Source organism: Rhodococcus globerulus (assembly GCF_019334125.1).
Taxonomy (GTDB): domain Bacteria; phylum Actinomycetota; class Actinomycetes; order Mycobacteriales; family Mycobacteriaceae; genus Rhodococcus_F; species Rhodococcus_F globerula.
Genome location: NZ_CP079698.1, coordinates 6,045,702 through 6,071,727, shown reverse-complemented (window position 1 = coordinate 6,071,727; position 26,026 = coordinate 6,045,702). Strand labels below are relative to the sequence as shown.

Annotated in this window: 12 protein-coding genes and 3 rRNA genes; 10 read left to right on the top strand and 5 right to left on the bottom strand. The window is 61.1% G+C overall.

Annotation, left to right across the window (positions count from 1 at the left end; all coding sequences use genetic code 11):
• Window positions 1-88 precede the first annotated feature (88 nt).
• Window positions 89-1,264 (top strand): acyl-CoA dehydrogenase family protein, encoded by a 1,176-nt coding sequence (locus tag KYT97_RS27575; protein ID WP_033236736.1) that lies wholly within the window; start codon window positions 89-91, stop codon window positions 1,262-1,264.
• An 8-nt stretch (window positions 1,265-1,272) separates the two neighbouring features.
• Window positions 1,273-2,403 (top strand): acyl-CoA dehydrogenase family protein, encoded by a 1,131-nt coding sequence (locus KYT97_RS27570; RefSeq protein WP_219111287.1) that lies wholly within the window; start codon window positions 1,273-1,275, stop codon window positions 2,401-2,403.
• 60 nt (window positions 2,404-2,463) lie between these two features.
• On the opposite strand, the gene KYT97_RS27565 is transcribed toward KYT97_RS27570, so the two are convergent.
• The gene (locus KYT97_RS27565; RefSeq protein WP_245005940.1) at window positions 2,464-3,777 is read right to left on the bottom strand and encodes a DUF5691 domain-containing protein; all 1,314 of its coding nucleotides are present in this window, start codon (window positions 3,775-3,777) and stop codon (window positions 2,464-2,466) included.
• Window positions 3,778-3,877: 100 nt separating this feature from the next.
• Between KYT97_RS27565 and KYT97_RS27560 the strand changes: the two genes are divergently transcribed.
• Window positions 3,878-5,125, top strand: a complete 1,248-nt coding sequence (locus KYT97_RS27560; protein WP_233363604.1) for a hypothetical protein — start codon at window positions 3,878-3,880, stop codon at window positions 5,123-5,125.
• A gap of 148 nt (window positions 5,126-5,273) precedes the next feature.
• The gene (locus KYT97_RS27555; RefSeq protein ID WP_033236739.1) at window positions 5,274-6,050 is read left to right on the top strand and encodes a hypothetical protein; all 777 of its coding nucleotides are present in this window, start codon (window positions 5,274-5,276) and stop codon (window positions 6,048-6,050) included.
• A 16-nt stretch (window positions 6,051-6,066) separates the two neighbouring features.
• Here KYT97_RS27555 and KYT97_RS27550 read toward each other — a convergent pair whose 3' ends face one another.
• Complete coding sequence (locus tag KYT97_RS27550) at window positions 6,067-7,014, bottom strand: aldo/keto reductase (protein WP_033236751.1); 948 nt, start codon at window positions 7,012-7,014, stop codon at window positions 6,067-6,069.
• A gap of 194 nt (window positions 7,015-7,208) precedes the next feature.
• Between KYT97_RS27550 and KYT97_RS31045 the strand changes: the two genes are divergently transcribed.
• Window positions 7,209-7,646 carry a hypothetical protein gene (locus tag KYT97_RS31045; protein ID WP_245005939.1) on the top strand — a complete coding sequence of 146 codons (438 nt, stop codon included), beginning with the start codon at window positions 7,209-7,211 and terminating at the stop codon, window positions 7,644-7,646.
• A 2-nt stretch (window positions 7,647-7,648) separates the two neighbouring features.
• Window positions 7,649-11,512: a cation-translocating P-type ATPase gene (locus KYT97_RS27540; protein ID WP_219113160.1), complete on the top strand. Its 3,864-nt coding sequence runs from the start codon at window positions 7,649-7,651 to the stop codon at window positions 11,510-11,512.
• 54 nt (window positions 11,513-11,566) lie between these two features.
• Here the strand turns inward: KYT97_RS27540 and KYT97_RS27535 are convergent, their stop codons facing one another.
• Window positions 11,567-17,053, bottom strand: a complete 5,487-nt coding sequence (locus KYT97_RS27535; protein WP_219113158.1) for an ATP-binding protein — start codon at window positions 17,051-17,053, stop codon at window positions 11,567-11,569.
• 683 nt (window positions 17,054-17,736) lie between these two features.
• Window positions 17,737-18,522: an HD domain-containing protein gene (locus KYT97_RS27530; RefSeq protein ID WP_072782835.1), complete on the bottom strand. Its 786-nt coding sequence runs from the start codon at window positions 18,520-18,522 to the stop codon at window positions 17,737-17,739.
• Window positions 18,523-18,612: 90 nt separating this feature from the next.
• Between KYT97_RS27530 and KYT97_RS27525 the strand changes: the two genes are divergently transcribed.
• Window positions 18,613-19,587, top strand: coding sequence for a sigma-70 family RNA polymerase sigma factor (locus tag KYT97_RS27525; protein WP_033236741.1), 975 nt, complete (start codon window positions 18,613-18,615; stop codon window positions 19,585-19,587).
• A 69-nt stretch (window positions 19,588-19,656) separates the two neighbouring features.
• On the opposite strand, the gene KYT97_RS27520 is transcribed toward KYT97_RS27525, so the two are convergent.
• Entirely contained in the window at window positions 19,657-20,064 is a 408-nt protein-coding gene (locus KYT97_RS27520) for a VOC family protein (protein ID WP_033236742.1), read from the bottom strand.
• Window positions 20,065-20,696: 632 nt separating this feature from the next.
• Here KYT97_RS27520 and KYT97_RS27515 point away from each other — a divergent pair.
• The 3 genes from KYT97_RS27515 (at window position 20,697) to rrf (ending at window position 25,957) form a co-directional block, all read left to right on the top strand.
• Window positions 20,697-22,214: ribosomal RNA gene (locus tag KYT97_RS27515) — 16S ribosomal RNA — on the top strand.
• A 330-nt stretch (window positions 22,215-22,544) separates the two neighbouring features.
• Window positions 22,545-25,678 (top strand): 23S ribosomal RNA (locus KYT97_RS27510).
• 162 nt (window positions 25,679-25,840) lie between these two features.
• A 5S ribosomal RNA gene (gene rrf / locus KYT97_RS27505) occupies window positions 25,841-25,957 on the top strand.
• The 16S, 23S and 5S rRNA genes sit together here, the layout of an rRNA operon.
• Window positions 25,958-26,026: the final 69 nt, after the last annotated feature.

Genomic DNA, 26,026 nt, shown 5'->3' with positions numbered 1-26,026 from the left:
GTTTCTCCGGGTGTCCTAGCCTTGTCGTGAGCGATCGGGGTACGGTCGAGTCGAACATGAATCCGGTTTCGAGTGCGAAGGAATCACGATGAATCTGGCGTTGACCGACGAGGAACTGGCGTTCCGGGACGAAATGCGGACTTTCTTCCGCACACAGATTCCTGAATCGACCAGGAACGCGTACGCCCACGGGGAAGAGCTGGGGCGCGACCGGATGGTCGAGTCGCAGCAAATCCTCAACGCCCACGGCCTGGCCGTGCCGCACTGGCCGGTCGAGTGGGGCGGTAAGGATTGGACTCCGGTTCAGCACAACATCTGGCTCGACGAGCTGCAGTTGGCGTCTGTTCCGGAGCCACTTGCGTTCAACGCGAACATGGTCGGACCGGTCATCGCGGCTTTCGGTTCGCAGGAACAGAAAGAGAAGTTCCTCCCCGCGACGGCCAACCTCGATATCTGGTGGTGCCAAGGATTTTCGGAGCCAGAGGCAGGTTCCGATCTCGCGTCGCTCAAGACTCGCGCTGTCCGTGACGGTAACGACTGGGTGATCAACGGCCAGAAAACCTGGACCACGCTCGGTCAGCACGCAGACTGGATCTTCTGCCTCGTTCGCACCAATCCCGATGCGCCCAAGCGGCAAGCGGGAATCTCGTTCATCCTGGTCGATCTGAAGACGCCGGGTGTGACGGTCCGTCCCATCAAACTGATCGACGGTGGCTACGAGGTCAACGAGGTCTTTTTCGAGGACGTCCGCGTTCCGGGCGAGAATCTGGTCGGCGAGGAGAATCAGGGCTGGGGCTACGCCAAGTTCCTGCTCGGCAACGAGCGCACCGGCGTCACCCGCGTCGGTTTCTCCAAAGTTCGTGTGGCTCAGGCAAAAGCGCGTGCAGCCGAAGTCAAGGTCGGGAACGGGACGCTTCTCGAAGACCCCTTGTTCGCCGCGCGCCTGGCCGAGCTCGAAAACGAGTTGCTTGCGCTGGAGCTCACCCAACTGCGTGTTGTCGCAGGGTCCGCGGACGGTAAGCCGAACCCGGCTTCCTCCTTGCTGAAGTTGCGTGGCTCCGAATTGCAGCAGGCCAGCACCGAGTTGCTGATGGACGTCGCCGGCCCCGATTCGCTGCCGTTCGACGCTGGCACCGACATCGCGTCGGCGGGCTGGGCACAGCACTCGGCCCCGGCTTACCTGAACTACCGCAAGGTATCCATCTACAGCGGATCGAGCGAAGTGCAGCGCAGCATTATCGCCTCCTCGATCCTCGGATTGTGAGGCGTGGCATGGACTTCGAACTCAATGACGAACAGAAGCTTCTTCGTGACACCACCAAGGATCTTCTCGCACGTAGCTACGACGCGGAAAAACGAAATGCCACTACCGACGCAGAGCCTGGGTGGAGCCCGCAGGTGTGGAAGCAGTTGGCGGAGGTCGGACTACTTGGTCTGACGTTCTCGGAGGGCGACGGCGGAATGGACGCGGGTCCCGTCGAGATCGGTGCCGTCATGACCGAGATCGGTCGCAGACTTGCGCCCGAGCCGGTTCTGGACGCAGTCGTGACGCCGGGTGGCCTGATCTCCGAAGGTGGCAGCGCCGAGCAGCGATCGTCCATCCTTCCTGGAGTCGCCGAAGGTGTCACGTTCCTGGCGTTTGCCGATCAGGAACCTGGAATTCGTTGGCCTGCAACGCAGCGCGCGACGACGGCAACGCCGGCAGGTGACGGCTGGATCATCACCGGCATCAAGAATCCGGTCGGCCACGGTGGGACTGCGGACATCCTGGTTGTGAGCGCGTGCTTGCCGAGCGGCGGAGTGGGCCTGTTCCTGGTCAAGAGTGACGCATCGGGTCTGGTGCGCAAGTCGTACGCAACTCACGACGGTTTGCGTGGTGCGCAGGTCGAGTTCACCGATACTCCCGCCGAGGCGCTCGGTGAGGGCGGCGACGCTTCGGCTCTGATCCAGGCCGCTCAGATCCGTGAGCAGGCCGCCTTGTGTGCCGAGGCTGTCGGGGCGATGGAAGAGGCACTGCGCCTGACCACCGAATACCTCAAGACCCGCAAGCAGTTCGGGGTTCCGCTGGCCAAGTTCCAGACGCTGACGCATCGCGCAGCAGACCTGTACGTGTCGCTCGAGTTGGCGCGCAGCATGAGTTTGTACGCGACTATGTCGCTGGCCGACGGTGTGGTCGATCCGGTCATCGCGTCTCGGGTCAAGTTGCAGATCGGGCGATCGGCGCGGCTGATCGGTCAGGAAGCAATTCAGATGCACGGCGGCATCGGTATGACGGCGGAGTATCCGGTGGGTCATTACGTGAGCAGGCTTGTTGCCATCGAACACACGCTCGGCAGCACCGAGGATCACTTGCGTGTGTTGGCTGCGGGCGTTGCCGACCATGAAATGGTCACTGCGGTCTGATCTTTCACGAGAGCTGATCGGGGTCGCATTCCGCAGTCGCGGGGTGCGGCCCCGATTTTGTCACTGTCCGCCCCGGAGCACGTCCAACCGGATTCGGCGCGCTTCGATGTGTGAGGCGGTCTCGGTGAACGCCCGTTGCCAGTCGGTGGACGCAGTGCGCTCTGCCGCGTCCAGCAGTAGTGCACCGGCCTCGAGGGGGAACCTGGCTTGCGCGCTTCGCAGCGTCGAGTAATGGCTGTGGCGAGAGTGGATGCCCAGTTCTTCGCCGGAGGCAGTGTGTTTGGCGGCTTCGCATTCGAGGGCGCTGACAAGTTTGTGGGCAATCGCCAGAGGCCAGGGGCGGTCGATGCCGTCCAACAGGGCACTGCCGTCGACGCCGAGAAGGTAGCTGTCGGCATGGCCGGCAAGGATGTACGCGATCCGTTCGCGGGGATGTGCAATTGCGACGACGCGGCGGTCGGTGTTTCGGCCGTCCCGCTCGAGTAAAGCCGATGCCCAGGCCGGGTTCTTCTGCAGAACTGTTGCGGCGGTCCACGATTCGGTCATCACTTCGTGCCATTGTTTCTCGATGGGAATGCGAAGAACGTCGTGTGGTGAACCGATCATCGCTTCCCATAATGCCAAGGGAGTAGCCGTGACCACTTGCCGCAGCCACCATTTGCCGATTCCCTTGTACTGGGCCCCGACATCTTCGATACCGTCGCGTGGGGCTTTGTCGTCGAGTGAACCGGGCAGCCGAATGACGAGGCGCGGCCGCAGGGGTTTGGTCTCGAGCCGCACCCAGGTGCGAGCCCGGGTAGCCATACGTTCGGCAAACGGGGACTCGGGAAGTTGGCGGAGCAGTTGGATCGAACGTTCACGGACCGGCGGCGACGGATCGTCGAGTCCGCGTTCGAGAATGTCGTAGTCGTGCTCGCCCAGGCCGACGCTCAACCGGCTCAGGAACTCACGCCGTAAATCTGCGGGTTCGTTGTGCCACGCGATGTCGAGTTCTTCTGTTGCGAGCGCGGGGTCAACTGTTCGGATGTAGTCGAACCAGGCAAGTCGATCGTCCGGGTCCGGTGAGAGCCACAGTTCGTCGCGGCGTGATCCGACGCGCCGTAGTTGTGCCCAGGCTGGATTGTGGTCTGCAAGATACTGTCCGCGCGGTCCCGCGAGGCGAAGGAGCGCCTCGCGATGCTCGAGGTACGTGCGGGCAGCCTCCATGAGTGCGGGAACAGTTGGTGCGGGGGCAACGTATCGGTAGGCCTCGGCAACCTCGAACCACTCGGGTAACGACGGTGACCGCGTCTCGAGTAGTGACATCACGTGTGCGATCGCCGACGCGGGGAGCGTCGGACGCTCTGCCGTTCTGTCGGTTCGCAGCGAGATCACTTGCCTACGGTAAGGCAGGGGTGTGTCGACTTTCACTCGGGGTATCGGCGCGGATGTCGAGATTCTGGGAGAGTGGACAGCGGCACCTGGGAGGCTTGACATGGCAGAAATTCACGGCGTCACGGTGGGTGATGGAACCAGTGGGGCGGAAGTTAACAGTGGTGCAGATGTGTCGGTTGCCGAACGTCGTGCCCTGATTTCCAGCCATGTTCGAACCTGGTGTGAAGCAGGAATCGTCGAATCGAATCGCCCTGAGTTGTCCACCGAAGTCGCGCTGTTGTTGGCCGGTGGCTACGTCGACGACGAGACCCGGGCGATCATGGCCGATCGCCGCGCGGTCGGACGGTCGTTCCCGGATATCGGTGGTTGGTCCGAACTGAGGTACCTGACGGACGAGTACACGCGAACATGTCGACGGCTGAGCGCTGCCCGAATCGGTCCGGTGCAGGTTGTTCTGGAACGACGTGTGCAGGCCCTGGAGAAACGCGTCAACACCGCGCGCTCGGCGGTCGTTCGGTCCAATCGCCATTTTGCCAGCAGCGTCCGCGCTATTCGCAAGGATCGGCGTGATGGATTACATCTCGACGTGGAGCAGCGCGAAGCCCTGTTCGTCGGACTCACGCGTACGCCGGTTCCGGCGAAGTCGACTACTGGACTGGGCTCCGTTGCCGGTAGCGGGAGCGCGGCACTCGACAAACTCGCCGGACGGTTGGCAAGTATCGAGGGTTCCGGAGTCCTCGCCGACGCCGGCCGTCGTGTGGCCGAGGTGCTCGACGGCTTGGCGCCACACGACGACGGCGGCCTGGCCGGGAAATATGACGCGCTGCTCTATCTGGCCGGCAACGTGTACGACCGCATCGAGTCATCGAATGCCTGGCATTCCGATCATTTTGTCGTCCAACGCAATCAACTCGACCTTGCCGACGAGATCACCCAGATATCCGTGGATACGGTTGCGTTGCGGTCGATTCTCGCCGAACTCGACGAGGCCGCTGACCTTGCGCGCGACGAGGCAACCCGAGCTTCGATCGACTCGCGAATACGGGCCCTCGGCGCAGTGTGGGATCAGTTGGTCGAGCGAGTTGCGGCATTGGCGCGGATCGGTGACCTGGTCTCCCGGGCCGAAGATCAGCTGAGTTCGCAGCGCGCGGTTGCACATGCCGCGAGCTTGGACAGCCGCATCGACGACCTGCTCGCGCGGTCCGGATCGCGGGAGTTGTCGGCAGCCAACACGCACTATGTCGGGGATCAATTCGACGGTGTCGAGGAGTTGATGTTCGCCCACCGTGCGGCGCTGTACGGCGACATCGCACTTCTGACCTCTGGGAACGAGCGGCCCGCACCTTAGGTGTTGAAGCGAGGGCGCGGTAAGGTCGAGGTAAGTAGCCGGCCGTGAGCCGGATTCGCCGGGCGTTGGACGCGACAATTGTTCGCTGGCGCCTCACCCGCAGGCCGATCTGGCGATACCGGGCGCAACAGCTTCAAGAAAGTCGACCATGGAAGACACCGCAAGTCGTGGCATCAACGCGTTCATTTCCGAAGTAACCCAGCGTGGGGGCCAGGCCGTGCGGTTGACGCATTCGCGCCGCAACCCGGTGCAGGTGACGGGCAATGACGGCAGTACCCGCATCGTCCGGGTTCGGTCCAAGCTCGATGGTGATTGGCAGGCCAGGCGCCAGGACGAGTCGATCGAGAGCGACGACACTCGCTCCGAGTTCTGGGTTTTTGTCGATCTTGCGATTACGCCTCACCAGTTCTTCATGCTGCCGTCGGTGGAGGTGGCGGACGATATCCGGTCCGAGGTCGATCTGTGGATGATGGACACCCCGGGTCGCACCCGGACGGGGCATCACGCGATTGCGCGTGGACGAGTTGCCCACGGTCATGACCGCTGGGACGTTCTGGGCGTCGCTGCGGTCAAGGATCCGAGCATCCAGGTTGCAGCGCCGGTAGCACCGAAGCGCGCGAAGACTGCGGTTGTCGTCAAGAAGCGTCGTGCGAGCGCCGCCGACGACGAGATCCCGGTGATCGATCTGCGCGTCGAGGTGAGCGCCGATTGCCACGGGTACCGCTGGATCGGTCGATTCGACGAAACGAGCGGTGTACTCGAAATCATGCGTGGCCCCATGGAGGGACGAAGGTTCCCCAACCCGACAGCTGCTGCGAATGCTGTCACCGGACATATTTCCGGAGATATCGAGAGCTACGACGGTTGGGTGTTCTGGACTGTCGACGGCGCCGCGTTGGGTTCGCGGCACCGCCGAAGCGCCTAAGCTCCCGTCACTGCGCCTAAGCTCCCACTGCTGCAGACACTTGTTCGAGCAGGTCGAGCTCATCCGACGTGAGCACCAGATCCGGTGCGTCGAGTAGCGCCGGAAGCTGTTCCACTCGGCTGACGCTGGCAATGGGCGCGGTGATACCGGGCCGGGTCAGCAGCCAGGCCAAAGCGACGGTCGACATTTCACAGGTGTGATTTTCGGCGATCTCGGCAATCGCGTCGACCACCGCCAGGCCTGCGTCGCTGAAGTAACTTGCCGTGATGCGTTCGCGGGGACTTCCGTCGATATCCGCGCGGGTTCGGTACTTTCCGGTGAGGAACCCGGACGCGAGTGCAAAGTAGGGAAAGACGCTGATGTTGTTGTCGGTGGCGATCTTCGCGAGCTCCGGTTCGTACGATTTCCGGTGCACCAGGTTGTAGTGGGGCTGCAGCGCTATGGGTCGCGCGTACCCGTTCTCCTCGGTGATTCGCAACCATTCGCGCACGCGTTCGGGGGTGTAGTTCGAGATTCCGAGGTATCGAACCTTGCCGCTCTCGACCAGTGCGTTGAGCGCTTCGAGAGTTTCCTCGAGCGGTGTACTCGGGTCGTCGAAGTGTGCGTAGTACAGATCGATGCGGTCGGCTTGAAGGCGGCGAAGTGACGCGTCCGCTGCCGCGGCGATGGTTTCTGCCTTCAAACCCTTGAAATCGGGGTGGCTGCCGACCTTGGTGGCAACGACTATGTCTTCCCGGAGCCCGCGATCGGTGATCCACTTTCCGATGATGGTTTCGGATTCTCCGCCGGAGTTACCCGGTGCGGAGGCGGTGTACGAGTCCGAGGTGTCGATGAAGTTCGCGCCGGATTCGGCAAAGGCGTCGAGTATCTCGAAGGACGTCGCCTCGTCAGCGGTCCACCCGAAGGGGTTGCCGCCCAAGGACAACCGAAAAATGTCGATATCCGAGCTGCCGATTTTCGCCACTGCGCAGAACTCCCGTCGATGCAACGTCGACGCCATTCGCCGACGTTCGAACCGTACCGCGTAGCAGTCTCGTAGGGGGTGTGGCGTCCGGAGAGCGGGTCGAAATCCTTGCTGTTCGTGATTGCCTCTGGCGGTGTGGGGTATGGCCAATTGGTAATGAACCTTGTTCGACGGACTGTGAGAAGGAGAGTCCGATGTCGATGGTCAGTGAAGCGACGCGGGTAGTAACGGGCGCGGCGAGCGTGACCACCAGTGCGGTGGGAGCCGTGGGTGGTGGCGTTGTCGGAGGAGTGAACGGCGGAATCCGGGGCGCGGTCGGTGGCATGCGCGACGGTATGCGAGCAGGAAGCAAGTCGACGCCGACGGCTGTTCTCACACTCGCGGCGATGGGTGCTGCCGGTTTGGTCGAGTGGCCGATCCTACTGGGCGTGGGCGGCGCGGCCGTCGTGCTACGGCAGTGGGATCGTCCCGACGGTGAGCGGGATCGTCGCGGTGAGAGAGAAGGTGAGGCGAAGAAAATCGAAAAGACTGGGAGAGCGGAACTGGGTGCCGCCCAGACGCCTGGTTCTGTGCAGGTGGCAGGTGTGGGCACGCCGGAAAAATATACGACCAAACCGGGACCGGTGGCGTGAGTATGTTCCCAGCCGGACTCACCGGACTTCTGTCCACGCCGTTTCGATCCACGGCCGAGCGCCAATTGATCGGACGGGCCTTCAGTACGGCCATTGCGGCCGCGGGAATTGTTCCGGCACTGGCAGGTTCGGTGACGCGGGTACCGAACCTGCCTGGATCGTCGTTGCTCGCGGCCGGCGTCTCGGTCCTGCATCATCAACCGGCTCTGCGTCAGCAGTTGGAACGTATGCTCGGGCGCGAATTGACCGATCTGATCCTCGAATCGGCCAAGTCGGTGACCGACGTGGTGACACAGGCCCCTGCGGCGTTGACGGTTGATCTCGGCATGCGGTCGCTGCTGCTCGGCGAGGCCTGGAGCCTGCGTAATGCATCGCAGGAGTGGGGTGTTGCCGCGTCGTCGGAGGTGCCGGACGGTGAGAGCCGCGGGCAAGGTGAGCGTCACGCGGAGCGAGTAGCGCTGGCCCAGTTGGCAAGTGGTGCTGTGATCGGTGCTGTCACACAGAATTCCGAGATCGCATCGACGGCAGTGCGCGTTGCGGCGCCGCGGGCGTTGCGGATTTCCCGAGAGGCGTTTGCCGCAGTACTGACGAGGGAGCTGTGGCAGCGCGAGGGATCGCTGGTTGTCGACCCCGGTGCCGCTCGGCGGCTCGACCGGGTCGACACAGTTCTGATCGATCCGCGTGTACTCCTCACACAGGAGCTTCGGGTGGCAGACATCCGCGGTGTCGCGGACTCGGACCGGGTTCATATCTGGAACCGTTCGCGGCGAAAACTGGGAAACGACAAGCTTACTGTTGGCTGGCATCGGATCGGCGGCGCGGATGTGCTTGTGCGTCCCACCCGCAAACCGTTGGCACAAGCCGTAGTAGCGGAATTGCGGATTGCTGGGGTGCGCGCCGTCAGCCTCGATGTCGACACTCTCGGGTCTCTGCGCGGCGGTTTCGACGAACTCCTCGAGGTTCCCGGCGACAGCGACCGAGAGGTCGACCGGGCTTTGGAATCGGCGCTGACGACGCTGTCGGAAGCCCGCGCACATGTCTGCGTGGTCAGTTCAGTCCGCCTCTCCGGGCCCGCTGTGCTCAGGATCGGTGTGGCCGAGCCTGATCGGGCGCCGCCGTCGGCGGATATCCTCGAACACGACCTTGCCGGAGTATGGCGCGTGCTGCATGCTCTGCCGGCGGCGCGGGCGGCGACGAGACGCGGCGTCGAATTATCCAGCGGTGCTTCGGTCCTGGGTGCATTGGTCATGCTTCCCGGCGTACGCGGACGCGGGCCGGGGCCGATTACGGTCGGGGCCGGCGCCGCGCTGTGGACCGGGTTCAGGTTGGCGCGCTCGGCAGTTGGTGTCGAAGTACCCGAAGGTTCCTCGCGTAACGACTGGCATGAACTGGGTACCGACGAAGTGCTACACGAACTACCGTCGCCCGACGAGAAGGCGCCGGCTGAAACACGATCCGGAAGCTTGGCGCGCGTCGCTGCGCCGGTCCGGGTGGGCCGTGACGTTCTGGATGCGGTCCGATCCGAGTTGTCGGATCCCTTGACGCCGGTGCTGGCGACGGGATCGGCGGCCAGTGCAATTCTGGGCTCGCCGATCGATGCATTTCTGGTGGGCTCCGTATTGACCGGCAATGCCACTCTGTCTGCGATCCAGCGACTGCACTCGGAACATGTTGTTCGTGAACTACTTCGGGTGCAGGAGCCGCTGGCGCGACGGGTATCGAACGGGTCGGAGCCTGAGCGGGTTCCGGCAGATCAATTGAGAATCGGCAATATCCTCGTTCTCGAATCCGGAGATGTGGTGCCTGCCGACGCTCGGCTTCTCGACGTCGATTCGCTCGAGGTCGACGAATCCTCTTTGACCGGAGAATCCATGCCGGTCGAGAAACAGACCGACCCCACTCCGGGAGTGCCGGTGGCCGAGCGAAGCTGCATGATCTACGCTGGCACAACCGTCGTTGCCGGCGCGGCTCGCGCAGTGGTGACCGCCGTGGGCTCGCAGACCGAAGCGCGCAAAGTCGATGTCCGGGCACCGCAGCGTGGCCCCGAAGTTGGATTGACGCACAGACTCCGAGATCTCACCCGAAAAACGCTCCCCGTCAGTCTCGGCGGCGGGGCGTTGGTGACCGCGCTAGGACTGCTACGTGGCACAGCGCTACGGCAGGCGGTGACCGGTGGCGTCGCTGTTGCCGTTGCCGCGGTGCCGGAAGGTCTGCCGTTGGTTGCCACTCTGGCCCAGCAGGCCGCTGCGCGCAGACTGACCTCGGTGGGAGCGCTGGTACGTTCACCGCGTTCGATCGAAGCGCTGGGTCGTGTGGACGTGGTGTGCTTCGACAAAACCGGAACGCTGAGCGAGAACCATCTGCACGTCGCGGCAGTAGAGCGGGTCGACGGGTGGCGGGGAAATCGGATTCTGGAAGTCGCCGCGCGAAGTGCCTTGAGTAACAGTGGAGATCAGGTCTTTCACTCGACCGACGCGGCTGTTGTCAGTGCAGCCGACGACGTTTTGGCGCATCCACTTGTATTCGAGGATGCGGAAGCGTCGGCGATGGTGCCGTTCCGATCCGGTCGGCCGTATTCTGCCGCGTTGATCGGGCATCGGATTGCCCTCAAAGGTTCACCCGAGTTCGTTTCGCATGCAGCCGCATCGAAAAAGCGTGTGTCCTCAGGGCATGTCAAGAAGATGGCAAAGCGCGGACTCCGGGTCATCGCGGTGGCTCAGCGTGAGCTGTCCGAGTCGGCCGCTCAGCGTGCTGCGCAGGATCCCGAGTTTCTGGAAGAGTGTTGCGCACATGATCTGGAGCCGGTCGGACTGCTCGGGCTCTCCGACACGCTCCGCTCCGATGCCGGGCAACTCGTCGCGGAACTTCGCGACCGGGGACTGGGCGTGCGGGTCATTACCGGCGATCATCCACTGACCGCGGCAGCGGTTGCGGGGGAGTTGGGGTTGGACGTGGACCCGGATGACGTGCTCACGGGTTCGGAGTGGGAGAACATGTCCCACACCGAAAAGGAGGCAGCGGTCGCGGAACGAACCGTGTTCGCGCGGATGACACCTGAGCACAAGGTGCAGGTTGTCCATGCCCTGGAGTCCAGTGGCTCGGTGTGCGCGATGGTGGGTGACGGCGCCAACGACGCTGCAGCGATCCGCGCTGCCAGCGTGGGTATCGGAGTTGCGTCCAGCGGAAGCGATCCCGCCAGGGGCGCCGCGGACATCGTCCTTCTGGAAGGTCGGGTCAGTGGACTGATCGACGCGCTCGACGAAGGAGCACAGTTATGGCAGCGGGTGCGCTCCGCGGTGGGTGTCCTGCTCGGCGGTAACGCGGGTGAAGTGGCGTTTGCCTTGATGGGTAGCGCTTTGTCCGGGATATCTCCGCTCAATGCGCGGCAGATGTTGCTGGTCAATCTTATGACCGATGCGTTGCCCGCCGCGGCATTGGCAGTGAGTACGCCGACTGCCGAGGGCCGCAGCGATACGCCGGCCACGGACGCGGACGCCTTGTGGCGCACCATTGCCGTCCGCGGCGGCGCAACCGCGGCCGGTGCTCTGTCCGCGTGGATTCTTGCCCGGATGACCGGTCGAGCGCGGCGTGCGTCGACGGTGGCTCTGGTGGCGTTGGTGGGTACTCAGCTCGGTCAAACCTTGATCGAATCGAGAAGTCCACTGGTAGTCGCGACGGCTGTGGGGTCCGTTGGAGTGCTCAGCATTCTTGTCAGTACCCCGGTCGTGAGCCAGTTCCTCGGTTGCACTCCACTCGGTCCGCTTGCCTGGGCACAGGCAATCGGATGTGCGTGCGGCGCAACGACTCTAGCTGCCGTCGCCTCGCCCGTCATCGAGCGGTTGGTGCTGCCCGAGAACAAGAGCTGAAGCACAGATGGCCCCCGCCGGAATTATCCGACGGGGGCCATCTGTCTGCTGTGATTACTGCTGCGCGACTGCGCGCTTCATGCCACGCTCGACGGCCGCGATGATCTGCGGACGCAGTTCGGCGGCAGGCACGATCGCATCCACCGATCCGACCTCACGGGCGCGCTGGATGTTGTGGATGGCCTCGAACTCCGCTGCCACCTCGCCGAGCTTGTCGGAGCGCACTGCGATGCGCTGGGCACTCAGTTCGACTCGCAGGCGTGCCTTTTCGGTGTCGTCCTTCGCTGCGGCAAGATCCGATTCCAGCTGCTGAACCTTCGGGTCCTTGTTGGTGCGGGTGTTCACGTCGCGAGTGAACACCACCGCTGCGGCGGGTGCGCCGCCGAGGACGGACGCAAACGATCCTTCCACGGCCAGAACTTCCATGTTGTCGTTGAGTGCTCCGGAGAACACCACAAACGCGCCACCGTGGTAGCGGGAGACGACGCAGAACACGATCGGGCCGTCGAAGTTGACGATGGCCCGGCCGATCTCGGCGCCGTATTCCAGCTGAATGTTGCGCAGCGACTCGGGGGAGCCGTCGAAGCCGGACAGGTTGGCCAGCACCACGATCGGACGGTTGCCACTTGCAGCGTTGATGGCGCGGGCCGTCTTCTTCGACGAGTTCGGGAACAGCGTTCCCGACGTCCAGGTGTCCGGACCGTCGGCGGGGAAGTGTCCCTTACGCGGAATTGCGCGAGACTCGATGCCGACAACGGTGACCGGGTATCCGGAGAGGTGCGCGTCGATCACCACGGAGGTGTCTGCGCCGGCCATGTCGGCCCACCGCTCGAGCACGGAGTGGTCCTGGTCGACCACCGAACGCATGACCGTCCGAATGTCGAAGGGCTTCTTGCGATCCGGGTTCTTGACGGACGAGAAGACGTCGCCGACGGTCTCGAAGTCGCTCGACGGGTGGGTGTGCGGGAAACTACGCACGTCACGGTCGACCGGGTCGGCTGTGTTCGCCCGACGCGGGAAGCGTTCTCCGGGAGCGAGGTACGAGTGCGCGTAGTGGCGGAACAGGATTTCGCACGCGGCCGTGAGGTCGGGTGCCCAGTACTGTGCCTGGCCGTTGGGGCCCATGACGCGGTCGTAGCCGCCGATGCCGAAGTTGTCTTCAGCCGAGACGCCACCGGAGTAGTCCAGTGACTGCTTGCCGGTCAGAACCATGGCGCTGTCCGGGGTCATCACCAGAATGCCCTTGGTGTGCATGAGCATCGTGGCTTCGGCGTTCCAGTACGGCTGCGCGCCGACGTTGATGCCGGTGACAACGATGTTGATCTCGCCGCCGTTCTGGGTGAACGTGATGATCCGGCGCAAGCCGCGTGAGACCCAGTCCATGTTCTCGGTACCGCTGTCCATGGAGATGGTGGCACCGGAGGACAGTGCAAACCACTCGACGGGCACGTTCAGCTTTTCCGCCAGGTCGATGGCAGCGACAACGCGGGAGCACTCGGCCTCGGCAACAGTTCCCAGCGCTTTCGTGGGATCACCGAACAGTGCGACGCGTGTCATGCCCTCGGGGTAGCGAGGCGTCGGCGTGTTGACAAGTCCGACAACAATTCCGGCCTTGTTGAGGCCGAACGGGCGGTCGACGGGAGCCAGAACTCCGGCGTCGTCGAAATCGTGCTCGACAAACGTGCCCTTGTTGCCGGTGAGGAGTGGCACCAGTTCGTACGGGTAGACGGTGCCGCGAGCGCGTGAGCTCTGCACCTTCTGGGCGTAGGAGTCGAGGGGGAGCAGCGGCTCGGTGGGCGGGGTGGTCTTGTTGATGACCACTCCGGCGCCGGCGCGGTACGAGAAGCGCAACGCAACTTCTTCGGGCGCTCCGCCCTTGGGATCCTTGAGACGCGTGATCAGGGTGATCTCTTCGATTCCGGCGCCGACAGTGAGGCGGGCGGCGTTCTGTGCGATCACGGAGAATCGATCAGCGGGAACGTCCGCAAGAGGCCACACGTAGAGAACAACCCGGTTGGCGGCAAGCCGACGCTTGTCGCCGCGTTGGCTCTGGGCGCGGCGGATACCGTCGAGGCACGCGGCGAGGGTGCGTTCGATTGCGGGAAGCGCAACCATCCGGCCCTCGTCGTCGAGTTGCGGTGTCACGTCGCGAATCTCGGCCAGCGCGATCAGACGCTCGTCCGACGGGTTTTCCTTGGCGGAGAGGTGGAACAGGTAGGTGTTCTCCGGGGCGGGAAGGCGCTTGCCGTTGAAGTTCTTCAGACGCCACATGTCGAGACGCTGACCGGTCAACGGGTGCATGTCGCGAATGATCTGGTCCTCGACCAGTTCTCCGTCAACGGGACGGAATGTGACCCAGCGGACCGGATCACCGTTCGGGTTGCAGACGATGACCGTCACGCGGCGTGAGCGGTTGACGGTCTCGTTGCGAGAGAGCGCAGTTCGGAGTGTTTCGACAAGCGTGTCACCGTCGGCCGGCTGGTTCGGCCAGTCGAGGTAGATGTCGATCACCAGACCGCGACCGGCCGGGGCGTCCTGCGCGATCGTGGTGACGTCGTCGAGAGCGGTTCCGAGAGCGTCGAATTCGGCCACGGTCGAGACCAGATGGAGGCCGTCACCCTTGAGGTCGAAGTTACCGGTGACAAAGCGGCGGTCGACATGCTCGAATGCCCGCACGTCCTCGAAGGAGTGAATCTTGTAGTAGCGGCGCGTGATGACCTCGACCAACGGTCCGCCGTCACGGCTACCCAGACCGATCTTGCGGCCCAAGAGATCGAGCAGCGGTTCCGGCGTTGCCACGAGATTGGCGATCCGCTTGGCGCGGTCTGCAGCGTCCGGCTGCTCTTCGAGGTACGCGATGTTTCCGCGCACACCGTCGTACACGTCTTCGCGAACCTTGCGGATGCGCGGCTCGTCGAAGAACCGGAATCGAAGGTTGCGGGCGACGTCACCGATAACCGGGAAGCGCACCTGCGTTGCCACGATCAGCCGGTCGAGGACCTCGTTCAGTTCCTGCGCCGAGCAGCCGGGAGCCTTGTCGCCGGCGAGCCAGCCTTCGAGAAGTGCTGCGATGACCGGGATCTGGGCTTCCATGCGCTGCAATGCGAGGAAGAGTCGGTAGACAGCTTCTTCGACGGCGACACGATCGTCGAGATCGGTGACGTCGTAGTGGCGCAGGGCGCGCTCGAGGCGAGTGCGGAACGACGCCGGGACGCCCTCACGTTCGACGTCCAGCGAATGCAGGAACGTGTGGAAATGCTCGCGCGGGCTGTGGACGGACTCGTCCTTCTCCGTCTCGCCTGACGTGGGCTTGTTGCGGGAGAGCTCGCAGATATCGGCAAACGTCGTCAGAACGGCAAGTTCCGCCTGCACCAGTTCGCGATCTTCCGACTCGAGAGCGCTGCGCAGTGCGTCGTACTCGGCGAGAACCGCATTGGCATGCTTGCCGCTGACGTCGTAACCGCTGATCATCGCGGTCAGGGCTTCGAGCTGGGCCAGGGCGTCGGAGCGGGTGTCCGAACCGGAAGTCGAAGCGGACAGATCGAATTCGACGCGCGGAGCCTTCTCGGTGACAGCTTCGTCGCCTACCTGATCGACACGCAGCAGCGGTGCTCCCGCGTCGACCTGCGAGTTGACCGTCGCAAGGACCTCGCGGACCTTTCCGGCATACGGCGCGCGAACCGCGGTTTCCATCTTCATGGATTCGAGAACCACAAGGGTAGAACCGGCTTCGACGTCGTCACCGACGGAAACCGGCACTGCGACAACCACAGCGGGAGCGGGCGCGCGGACAACACCGGCGTCGTCCTGGCTGATCTGGTGGCTGATGCCGTCGACCTCGACGAGGTAGCGCGACGGGCTTGCGACGGAGACGATGTGGAAACGTCGATCACCGATGACAAGGCGTGACTCGAAGTCGCCGAGCCGATCGACGTCCACCTCGACATCACCGGCATCGCCGTCGACGCGATAGCTGTGCGGACCGGTACGGCCGACGGTCAGCTTGTACGCCTGACCCTGGTAATTCAGCTCGACCGTGCGGCCGATCGCGTGGTTGGCGCGGGGACGGCCACCACGGGCGGACGCGAGGAATGCTGCGCGCTCGAGCGATTCCTCGGCGTCGTAGGCGTCGATCGCGGTGGCGACAAGCGCGACGTCGGCGCGACGCGTCGTGGAATCCAGAGCGCCGGTGCGGTCCAGCCAACCGGTGTCGGCGGACGCCGAGATGACCTCGTCGCGATCGAGAAGATCGAGGAGGAACGACTTGGTAGTGGTGCCACCGTCGAGTACGACGGTGGTTTCCCGCAACGCTGTGCGCAGGCGTGCGAGGGCTTCCGGGCGGGTGCGTCCCCAGGCGATGACCTTGGCGACCATCGAGTCGTAGTCGGGAGGAATGACGTCGCCTGCTGCGATTCCGGTGTCGACGCGGATACCCGAGCCGAGGGGGAACTTCAGCAACTGGACGGTGCCGGGTGCCGGCGCAAAATCGTTGTCGGCGTCTTCGGCGTTGAGACGAGCCTCGACGGCGTGGCCGAATGCGGGAGGGCAATCGCCGACCAATTCCTCACCGCTGGCAACAAGGATCTGCAGCTTGACCAGGTCGATGCCCGTGGTGACCTCGGTGATGGGGTGCTCGACCTGCAGGCGCGTGTTGACCTCGAGGAACGTGAACAGCTTGTTCTCGGGCTGGTACAGGTACTCGACAGTGCCTGCGCCCTGGTATCCCGCAGCCTTGACGAGTTCGGCCGACACCTCTTTGAGGTGATCCGACTGCTCTTCGGTCAGGACGGGGGAGGCAGATTCCTCGATGACCTTCTGGTTGCGACGCTGAATCGAGCAGTCGCGGACGCCGGGGGCCCAGACATTGCCGTGGTTGTCGGCGATGATCTGCACCTCGACGTGGCGTGCGTCGGTGACCAGGCGTTCGAGGAAGACGACCGGATCGCCGAAGGAACGTTCGGCCTCACCCTGTGTGCGCTCGAGTGCAACTTCGAGTTCGTCCTCGGCCCAGACCTTGCGGATTCCACGTCCACCACCGCCACTGCGAGCCTTGATGATCAGCGGGTAGCCGATGGCCTGTGCGTGGCGACGAGCGTCGGCGCGCGTGTCGACTGGTCCACCGCTCCACGGCGCGACGGGGACGCCGACCTTCTCGGCGAGGATCTTTGCGGCAACCTTGTCGCCGAGCAGTCGCATGGCGTCGGCACTGGGGCCGATGAACGTGATGCCAAGTTTTGCCACGATCTCCGCGAAGGCCGGGTCTTCGGCGACAAAGCCCCAGCCGACCCAGACTGCGTCGGCCTTGGCTGCCAGCAACGCCCGTTCGAGTTCGACGTAGTCGAGATACGGGCTGCCGGTCCCGGTGCTGCGCAGCGTTACGCCCTCGTCTGCCTGGCGAACGAACATGGCCCGACGCTCGGCCTCTGTGTGCAGTGCAATGACGCGAATGCCGTAGTCGTGTTCAGCATTCAGTTCGCGTACTGCCCTGATCAGGCGGACTGCGGCCTCACCTCGATTGACCACTGCGATTCGTTTGAACATTGTCACTGCCACCGTCCTTGATGAGATTCATACGTCGCGTACGACGCGATATGGGCTGATCGTGCGTCACATACCGTCATGCTGTGGTTTTGACTTGCTCCGGGTTGTGGGCACTGCTGCTGTGACAAAAACTGCGGTGATGCGAATTGCTAGCCCCCGGATACGCATCTGCAGGTGTTTGCCATGTGGGTTCGTGAGTCCGGTGACGCCGAGTGCACGCGTCACGCCTGTGGCATGGACTCAGAACCGCTCCAATCACGAAATAGCAACATAGTGTTTCTGCCTCCAGGGAGTCCCTGGTTTATCTAAGGATGCAGTATGTGCGCCCACATGTCACCTGGGCGAATTCAAGAATATTAGTCAACGTGAACTGCGGTAACGCTTATCGTTTAATTGGCTGTGCCACAGACACTTTCGGCGTTGTGATGCGGATCACGGAGCGCCGAGTCGGGGCCGAAAACGAATACTCGTGGGTAACAAATTCGATTCTGGCGCAGTAGTTTTGAATTTGCCCTATGCTACTGGCCAGTGTTACCCGTCGGTACTACTGGCGAGTACGTTAACGCCACGCAAATGCAGAGCAAGGAAATTGCGTCTCACAGGTTTAATCGGATCTACCCCGGCGCGGCCCCGAGTGACTCGCGGCAAGGGTTCAACCCAGGCCTCACTGCGATGACTGCCAGTTACGTTGCTGTAGAAGTGCTTTCGGGCTCGCGGGGATCTGAGCTCTCGACCGGAAGTCGAGCCTCCAGTTCGTCGAGATGGTGAGTGATGTCGTCAAGTCCGGACTGGGGAAGATTCAACTGGTTACCGAGTGTGCTTGCCCCCGTGCGGAAATACCGGACCAGGGGGGCGTACTTGGCGGACAGCCTTGTTCGCGTCGGCTCGCCGAGATGCTTCACGCTGCCCGCGTTGTCGACGAAATCGCTGAATTTGACGAGAAATACGGCGGGATCTTCAATTGCCGCCACGACATGATCCTGATAACTGACAGCATTTCCATCTTGACTGTCGTTGATCGGATTAGTAACGGCTGCAACGATATTCGCTACTCGACTGCCGAAGGTATTCGAAATGGCCTGTGATGCCAACTGTTGGAGTAAGGATTTGTCCTCTTCGGAGGTCGGGTGGCCGGACAACAGTTCGATGACGGCGCGGGGTTGATCTTCCACCGTGTCGTGGAGAGCCGTGGCCGCCAGAACGTCGGCATCGACGCATCCGTATCGGAGGAGCCTGAGAACATTGCGCAACGGGTGGACGATATAGGGGTCCTCCGGGTTTTTGATTCCGTTCTTGCGGTTCTGGTCGATGTGAGCGAGCGCGGCTACATTCATCGCTTGCTGCAAGGCTTCGACGGAAATGGACGCCCGCTCCGCTGCCTCCAAGACTGCGAGCGCAAGGAGTGCTGGGTCCATCTCTTTGAGAGCGATAGCGTCGAAAGTGCGGCTGATCGATGTGGTGTCGTGCATAGGAACCTCTCGTTTGTGGGGCAGGAAATGACATGCATTGTTGCCTCGAGTCCTCCTGTGTATCTCGGCTTTGGCAACTAGTCTGAGGAAATGACAGTCGATCAGGCGTTGGACAGCGATTTTCTGACACTTGCCGATCCGTATCGGCGAGAGCTTCTGGCGCACTGCTATCGCATGATGGGTTCCATCCATGATGCTGAGGACCAGGTCCAGGAAACATTCATCCGCGCGTGGCGGGGGTTCGACGGTTTCCGCGGCCAATCGTCGTTTCGAACCTGGCTTTATCGTATCGCGACGAATACGTGTTTGACCGCCTTGGAAGGGCGCGCCAAGCGACCACTTCCGACAGGGTTGGGTGCGCCCAGTTCGGATCCATCCGACGAGTTGATCGAGCGCAGCGAGATCGCGTGGCTCGAACCTATTGCCGACTCGTCGTTGGGTGATGTGAACGATCCGGCCGTCATGGTGGTGCAGCGAGATTCCGTGCGACTGGCTCTGATCGCGGCGCTGCAGCATCTCTCTCCGAGGCAGCGAGCAGTGTTGGTGTTGCGCGACGTGTTGCAGTGGAAAGCGGCAGAGGTGGCCGAAGCTCTCGATACCACCACGACCGCGGTCAACAGCGTTCTACAACGAGCGCGCGCACAGATCAGCAATATCGCGCCTACCGAAGACACTCTCATCGAACCCAGTTCCGGGGAAGCGCGAACATTGCTGCGTGAATACGTCCGTAGCTTCGAGAGCTACGACGTCGACGCCATCGTCGCGCTGTTCACGCGCGACGCGGTCTGGGAGATGCCGCCGTTCGAGGGTTGGTACCGCGGCCCCGAGGCGATCGGCCAGCTCATCGGGGACAAATGCCCGGCCGACGGGCCAGGGGCAATGCGTCTACTACCTACATCGGCCAACGGTCAGCCGGCGTTCGGGCTCTACATGCGTCAGGAGGACGGTATTCACCATGCCTTCCAGCTGCATGTTCTCGACGTTACCGAGTCGGGGATATCGCATGTGACCTGCTTCTTCGATCTCAGTCTGTTCCCCAGGTTCGGTCTACCAGCCGAGCTGTAATAAAACAGGGGTTGCACGCGAAACCCGCGCACAACCCCTGACGGTTGCAGTCTTACTGCGGATTCGCCGCTACTGGGGATTTGCCGCAGCCGGGTCCATCCACATGACCTCCCAGACGTGATTGTCGAGGTCGCGGAATGCACGTCCGTACATGAAGCCGTGATCCTGAGGCTCCATCCACTTGGTGCCGCCGGCCGCGATGGCCGCATCGACAAAGCTGTCCACCTCTTCTCTGCTCTCGGCAGAGATGCACATGAGTGCTTCGCGGGCTTTCGACGTGTCACAGATGTCGTCCGCGATGAAGTCGCCGAATCGGGGCTCGTTCAGGAACATGACAGTCGCCGCATCGCTGACGATCATCGACACGGTGTTCTCGTCACTGAACATGTCGTTGAACTCGAAGCCGAGCCCGGCAAAGAAAGAACGGGTGGCGGAAACATCCTTCACAGGCATGTTGACGAAGAGCAGTCGGGACATCAGGTACTCCTTGCTGTCGGGTGGAACCGCTGTTGTTTGGTTCCTTTCACAGATGCAGACCATCCGAGACGCAGAAAATCATCGGGGGAGCGGGGATCTTGGTGAGTATTTCCCTCTGTTAACTATTCGCAGCGCTGTGACCAGGCGATTTGGTGTTGTGTTGATCTTCGCGTAACTTATTCCAAGTCAGAGCGACACGGACACCGACTCCCACCTGCGAGGGTGAGTGACACGAGGTTGTACGAAGTGCCTGGCGAACACTCCAGTTAGTTTCGAAGATCAGCCCGGTTTGCGCCGGTGCAGAGAATCGGATAGGCTGGAAAAGTTGCCCCGGAGCGAGTGGCCTGAAGGTCGCGGTGATGGTGTGCGCGTGTTCTTTGAGAACTCAACAGTGTGTCGATGAATGTCAGTGCCAAATTATTTTGGTACTTCGCATGTCGAATGATGTTCCGGGCCTTCGGGTTTCGGTTCTGATGTTCGGGGTGTGAGTATTTTTCGTTGGTGATTGTTCATTCTTCCGTCTGAATGGTTGCCGACACATTTTTTGCTAGTTGAGTTTTTTTGCTAGTGATTTGACTCTTTTTGTCTATGACTGATTTAGCTTGCTTTCGGGTGAGCGATATCTAGAGTCTTCAACGGAGAGTTTGATCCTGGCTCAGGACGAACGCTGGCGGCGTGCTTAACACATGCAAGTCGAGCGGTAAGGCCTTTCGGGGTACACGAGCGGCGAACGGGTGAGTAACACGTGGGTGATCTGCCCTGCACTTCGGGATAAGCCTGGGAAACTGGGTCTAATACCGGATATGACCTCCTATCGCATGGTGGGTGGTGGAAAGATTTATCGGTGCAGGATGGGCCCGCGGCCTATCAGCTTGTTGGTGGGGTAATGGCCTACCAAGGCGACGACGGGTAGCCGACCTGAGAGGGTGACCGGCCACACTGGGACTGAGACACGGCCCAGACTCCTACGGGAGGCAGCAGTGGGGAATATTGCACAATGGGCGAAAGCCTGATGCAGCGACGCCGCGTGAGGGACGACGGCCTTCGGGTTGTAAACCTCTTTCAGCAGGGACGAAGCGCAAGTGACGGTACCTGCAGAAGAAGCACCGGCTAACTACGTGCCAGCAGCCGCGGTAATACGTAGGGTGCAAGCGTTGTCCGGAATTACTGGGCGTAAAGAGTTCGTAGGCGGTTTGTCACGTCGTTTGTGAAAACTCACAGCTCAACTGTGAGCCTGCAGGCGATACGGGCAGACTTGAGTACTGCAGGGGAGACTGGAATTCCTGGTGTAGCGGTGAAATGCGCAGATATCAGGAGGAACACCGGTGGCGAAGGCGGGTCTCTGGGCAGTAACTGACGCTGAGGAACGAAAGCGTGGGTAGCGAACAGGATTAGATACCCTGGTAGTCCACGCCGTAAACGGTGGGCGCTAGGTGTGGGTTCCTTCCACGGAATCCGTGCCGTAGCTAACGCATTAAGCGCCCCGCCTGGGGAGTACGGCCGCAAGGCTAAAACTCAAAGGAATTGACGGGGGCCCGCACAAGCGGCGGAGCATGTGGATTAATTCGATGCAACGCGAAGAACCTTACCTGGGTTTGACATATACCGGAAAGCCGTAGAGATACGGCCCCCCTTGTGGTCGGTATACAGGTGGTGCATGGCTGTCGTCAGCTCGTGTCGTGAGATGTTGGGTTAAGTCCCGCAACGAGCGCAACCCCTATCTTATGTTGCCAGCACGTTATGGTGGGGACTCGTAAGAGACTGCCGGGGTCAACTCGGAGGAAGGTGGGGACGACGTCAAGTCATCATGCCCCTTATGTCCAGGGCTTCACACATGCTACAATGGCCAGTACAGAGGGCTGCGAGACCGTGAGGTGGAGCGAATCCCTTAAAGCTGGTCTCAGTTCGGATCGGGGTCTGCAACTCGACCCCGTGAAGTCGGAGTCGCTAGTAATCGCAGATCAGCAACGCTGCGGTGAATACGTTCCCGGGCCTTGTACACACCGCCCGTCACGTCATGAAAGTCGGTAACACCCGAAGCCGGTGGCTTAACCCCTTGTGGGAGGGAGCCGTCGAAGGTGGGATCGGCGATTGGGACGAAGTCGTAACAAGGTAGCCGTACCGGAAGGTGCGGCTGGATCACCTCCTTTCTAAGGAGCATCTCTTTCGCTCGCCGCACACAGGTGTGGTTGAGGAAAGCAGAGGCCATTTCGTTCCCGTATGTGGAACGGTGGTTGCTCATGGGTGGACGCTGACAAGCATTCGTTTTCATTACTGCCGGCCTCAGTGCTGGTGGGAGAACAAATTATATCGACATACTGTTGGGTCCTGAGAGAACACGTGAGTGTTTCCTCTCTAGGAAGTAACGACAAATAACTGCAAGTTGTCATACCGGTCCACTGTGGTGGGTGTTGGTGTCAACGTGAATGTGGTTGTTTGTGTGTTGTTTGAGAACTGCACAGTGGACGCGAGCATCTTTGTTGTAAGTAATGAAGAGCGTACGGTGGATGCCTTGGCACCAGGAGCCGATGAAGGACGTAGGAGGCTGCGATAAGCCTCGGGGAGCTGTCAACCGAGCTGTGATCCGAGGATGTCCGAATGGGGAAACCCAGCACGAGTGATGTCGTGTTACCCGCGCCTGAATATATAGGGCGTGTGGAGGGAACGTGGGGAAGTGAAACATCTCAGTACCCACAGGAAGAGAAAACAACCGTGATTCCGTGAGTAGTGGCGAGCGAAAGCGGAAGAGGCTAAACCATGGGTGTGTGATAGCCGGCAGGTGTTGCATTCGTGGGGTTGTGGGGTTCATTTTGTCAATACTGCCGTGTTGGCCAACAGTAAGAAATCATGAGGTTAGTGGAAGTGGTCTGGAACGGCCTGTCGTAGAGGGTGAGAATCCCGTACACGAAAACTTTGTGACTGTTGTAATGGAAACCCAAGTAGCACCGGGCCCGTGAAATCTGGTGTGAATCTGTCGGGACCACCCGATAAGCCTGAATACTCCCTGGTGACCGATAGCGGACTAGTACCGTGAGGGAAAGGTGAAAAGTACCCCGGGAGGGGAGTGAAATAGTACCTGAAACCGTGCGCTTACAATCCGTCAGAGCCTTTGCACACTTCGGTGTGGGGGGTGATGGCGTGCCTTTTGAAGAATGAGCCTGCGAGTTAGTGGCATGTCGCGAGGTTAACCCGTGTGGGGTAGCCGTAGCGAAAGCGAGTCCGAATAGGGCGATCATAGTGGCATGCTCTAGACCCGAAGCGGAGTGATCTACCCATGGCCAGGTTGAAGCGACGGTAAGACGTCGTGGAGGACCGAACCCACTTAGGTTGAAAACTGAGGGGATGAGTTGTGGGTAGGGGTGAAAGGCCAATCAAACTCCGTGATAGCTGGTTCTCCCCGAAATGCATTTAGGTGCAGCGTCGCGTGTTTCTCACCGGAGGTAGAGCTACTGGATGGTCTAGGGGGCCCACAAGCTTACCGAAATCAGCCAAACTCCGAATGCCGGTGAGTGAGAGCGCGGCAGTGAGACTGCGGGCGATAAGGTTCGTAGTCGAGAGGGAAACAGCCCAGATCGCCAGCTAAGGTCCCTAAGCGTGTACTAAGTGGAAAAGGATGTGGGGTCGCGAAGACAACCAGGAGGTTGGCTTAGAAGCAGCCACCCTTGAAAGAGTGCGTAATAGCTCACTGGTCAAGTGATCCTGCGCCGACAATGTAGCGGGGCTCAAGTACACCACCGAAGCTGCGGCATTCACGCAATAGCCCCCAGTTGATCCAAGGATTTTCTGGCAGGTGTGTGGATGGGTAGGGGAGCGTCGTGTGGCCATGGAAGCGGCAGGGTGACCTAGCCGTGGAGGCCACACGAGTGAGAATGCAGGCATGAGTAGCGAAAGACGAGTGAGAAACTCGTCCGCCGAATGACCAAGGGTTCCTGGGCCAGGTTAATCCGCCCAGGGTGAGTCGGGACCTAAGACGAGGCCGACAGGCGTAGCCGATGGACAACGGGTTGATATTCCCGTACCCGTGTGAACGCGCCCATGGTGAATCAGTGATACTAACCGTCCTGAAGCCACGAGAAGACCTTCGGGTCTCGAGTTGGTGGATGCACGGGACCTGATCTGGTAGTAGCCAAGCGATGGGGTGACGCAGGAAGGTAGCTGGGCCGGTCAGTGGTAATACCGGTGTAAGCGTGTAGGGCGTGACCTAGGCAAATCCGGGTCGCATATAAGCCTGAGACGTGATGCGTAGCCGATTGAGGCGAATTCAGTGATCCTATGCTGCCGAGAAAAGCCTCTAGCGAGCTTTCACACGGCCCGTACCCCAAACCGACACAGGTGGTCAGGTAGAGAATACTAAGGCGATCGAGATAACTATGGTTAAGGAACTCGGCAAAATGCCCCCGTAACTTCGGGAGAAGGGGGGCCCTGTCTGGTGACGACATTTACTGTCTGAGCTGGGTGGGGCCGCAGAGACCAGTGAGAAGCGACTGTTTACTAAAAACACAGGTCCGTGCGAAGTCGTAAGACGATGTATACGGACTGACGCCTGCCCGGTGCTGGAAGGTTAAGAGGACCGGTTAGTTCTTCGGAGCGAAGCTGAGAATTTAAGCCCCAGTAAACGGCGGTGGTAACTATAACCATCCTAAGGTAGCGAAATTCCTTGTCGGGTAAGTTCCGACCTGCACGAATGGCGTAACGACTTCTCAGCTGTCTCAACCGTAGACTCGGCGAAATTGCATTACGAGTAAAGATGCTCGTTACGCGCGGCAGGACGAAAAGACCCCGGGACCTTCACTACAGCTTGGTATTGGTGTTCGGTTCGGTTTGTGTAGGATAGGTGGGAGACTGTGAAACGGTGACGCCAGTTATCGTGGAGTCGTTGTTGAAATACCACTCTGATCGAATTGGACCTCTAACCTCGGACCATGATCTGGTTCAGGGACAGTGCCTGGTGGGTAGTTTAACTGGGGCGGTTGCCTCCCAAAATGTAACGGAGGCGCCCAAAGGTTCCCTCAGCCTGGTTGGCAATCAGGTGTCGAGTGCAAGTGCACAAGGGAGCTTGACTGTGAGACTGACAGGTCGAGCAGGGACGAAAGTCGGGACTAGTGATCCGGCACCGGCAAGTGGAAGCGGTGTCGCTCAACGGATAAAAGGTACCCCGGGGATAACAGGCTGATCTTCCCCAAGAGTCCATATCGACGGGATGGTTTGGCACCTCGATGTCGGCTCGTCGCATCCTGGGGCTGGAGTAGGTCCCAAGGGTTGGGCTGTTCGCCCATTAAAGCGGCACGCGAGCTGGGTTTAGAACGTCGTGAGACAGTTCGGTCTCTATCCGCCGCGCGCGTAAGAAACTTGAGGAAGGCTGTCCCTAGTACGAGAGGACCGGGACGGACGAACCTCTGGTGTGCCAGTTGTTCCGCCAGGAGCACCGCTGGTTAGCTACGTTCGGAAGGGATAACCGCTGAAAGCATCTAAGCGGGAAGCCTGTTCCAAGATGAGGTTTCTCACCCCCTCGAGGGGGTAAGGCCCCCGGCAGACCACCGGGTTGATAGGCCAGAACTGGAAGTACAGTAATGTATGCAGGTGACTGGTACTAATAGGCCGAGGACTTACCACAAAGAAGCTACGCGTCCACTGTGCGGTATCTGAAACAACACACAGATACCTTTTGAGAGAACCTTGTTTTCTCCATCCCCCAACACCAGAAACATTGGTGTTGACGGGTGGTGAAACACATGGTGATCGAAAAAGTGAGGTTACTGTGACAGTTTCATAGAGTTACGGCGGTCATAGCGAAGGGGAAACGCCCGGTCCCATTCCGAACCCGGAAGCTAAGCCCTTCAGCGCCGATGGTACTGCACTCGACAGGGTGTGGGAGAGTAGGACACCGCCGAACACAACTTGAGAAAGCCCCCCAACATTGTTGGGGGGCTTTTTCGTGTCCCCGAAACACCCCCCCCGGGAT

Excerpts from the sequence above, each read along its gene's own strand:
- KYT97_RS27575 (WP_033236736.1), top strand. The coding sequence starts at position 89 with ATGAATCTGGCGTTGACCGACGAGGAACTGGCGTTCCGGGACGAAATG.
- KYT97_RS27570 (WP_219111287.1), top strand. The coding sequence starts at position 1,273 with ATGGACTTCGAACTCAATGACGAACAGAAGCTTCTTCGTGACACCACC.
- KYT97_RS27560 (WP_233363604.1), top strand. The coding sequence starts at position 3,878 with ATGGCAGAAATTCACGGCGTCACGGTGGGTGATGGAACCAGTGGGGCG.
- KYT97_RS27555 (WP_033236739.1), top strand. The coding sequence starts at position 5,274 with ATGGAAGACACCGCAAGTCGTGGCATCAACGCGTTCATTTCCGAAGTA.
- KYT97_RS31045 (WP_245005939.1), top strand. The coding sequence starts at position 7,209 with ATGTCGATGGTCAGTGAAGCGACGCGGGTAGTAACGGGCGCGGCGAGC.
- KYT97_RS27540 (WP_219113160.1), top strand. The coding sequence starts at position 7,649 with ATGTTCCCAGCCGGACTCACCGGACTTCTGTCCACGCCGTTTCGATCC.
- KYT97_RS27535 (WP_219113158.1), bottom strand. The coding sequence starts at position 17,053 with ATGTTCAAACGAATCGCAGTGGTCAATCGAGGTGAGGCCGCAGTCCGC.
- KYT97_RS27530 (WP_072782835.1), bottom strand. The coding sequence starts at position 18,522 with ATGCACGACACCACATCGATCAGCCGCACTTTCGACGCTATCGCTCTC.
- KYT97_RS27525 (WP_033236741.1), top strand. The coding sequence starts at position 18,613 with ATGACAGTCGATCAGGCGTTGGACAGCGATTTTCTGACACTTGCCGAT.
- KYT97_RS27520 (WP_033236742.1), bottom strand. The coding sequence starts at position 20,064 with ATGTCCCGACTGCTCTTCGTCAACATGCCTGTGAAGGATGTTTCCGCC.